We start from the raw sequence: 1,187 nt of genomic DNA, 5'->3' as shown, positions 1-1,187 counted from the left end.
TGCGGAAAGCCTGGGCATGGGTGGCGCCCAGATCCAGCGCTGCCTCGGTCAGCGCGATATCATAACGCTGCAGACGCGCCACCAAGACCAGCATGCAGTAGCTGGCGATAAAGGTGGACTGGCCGATGATGGTCAGGAACAGACCGTTCGACAGCCAGCTGTCCGCGCCCAGCCCCAGCATCCGGTTGATCCGGTCCCAGAACACCAGGGTCGAGATGCCAATGACCACGCCGGGGATCAGGATCGGCGCGATGATGATGGTGTAATAGGTCGCGCGAAGCTTAGGCCAGATCTGGGTCAGCATCAGCGCCCCTGCCAGCCCCATCGACACCGACAGCACAATCGTGCCCGCCCCGACCAGGACCGAGTTCCAGATCCCGTTCAGGATCCGCTCGTCTTGGAACAGAGCCGAGAACCACTCGAACGTCAGGCATTCCCAAGGGGTCATCCGCGGGAACGAAGGCGAGTTGAAGGCGGTCGCCGACATGATCACCAGCGGCCCAAGAAGATAGGCAAAGAAGATCGCCAGATAGACCCAAAGGCTTACGCGCATAAAGGAGAAGTTCTTCATTTGCCGATATCCCCCATGTTCACCTTGAACAGGCGCATGATCGCCAAAACAAGCAGGATACAGGTGACCAGCAGCACCACCGCATAGGCCGCGCCCTGCGGCCAGTCGGAGTTGTCATTGAACTGCTGATAGATCAGCTGGGTGAACCACAGGGAAGACGGTCCGCCAAGGATCTGCGGCGCCGCCAACGCACCGGCGGACAGCATGAACACCATGGTGCAGCCCGAGGAAATGCCCGGCTTGGCATAAGGAATGACCACCCGCTGGTGGATCTTGGCCCAGCTGGCGCCCATGTCCCGCGCCGCCTCAATCTGGTTGCGGTCGAGGCTTTCGATCACGTTGTAGATCGGGAAGATCATCAAGAGGATGTAGGCATAGCCCAGACCCGCATAAAGCGCGATGTCATTGCGGATAAAGTCAAACGGGGTGTCGAAAACCCCCAGCCCCACCAGAAAGTTGTTGAGGACCCCGGTCTCGCCGAAGATGATGCGCAGCGCAAAGGCCCGCAGGATCTCGTTGATCCAGTAGGGGATGATCAGCATCAGCGCGAAAATGCGGATGTGATTGCCTTTGGTCTGGGCCAGATAATAGGCGATCGGGTAGCACAGGATCAGGT

At 59.3% G+C, this 1,187-nt stretch carries 2 protein-coding genes; both read right to left on the bottom strand.

All coding sequences use genetic code 11. The annotated features are described in order from the left end of the window. Positions 1 to 571 (bottom strand): ABC transporter permease (locus tag A2I95_RS40240; RefSeq protein WP_367153220.1); only part of this gene is annotated, 571 nt, incomplete at its 3' end. Next, positions 568 to 1,187, bottom strand: a 620-nt coding sequence (locus A2I95_RS40235; protein WP_291737923.1) for an ABC transporter permease, incomplete at its 5' end; no start/stop codon positions are given. The genes A2I95_RS40240 and A2I95_RS40235, both read right to left, overlap by 4 nt.

This window comes from Leisingera sp. F5 (genome assembly GCF_001593695.1).
Note: the sequence above shows the minus strand (reverse complement) of the source record. Positions and strands in the feature narration are given on the sequence as shown.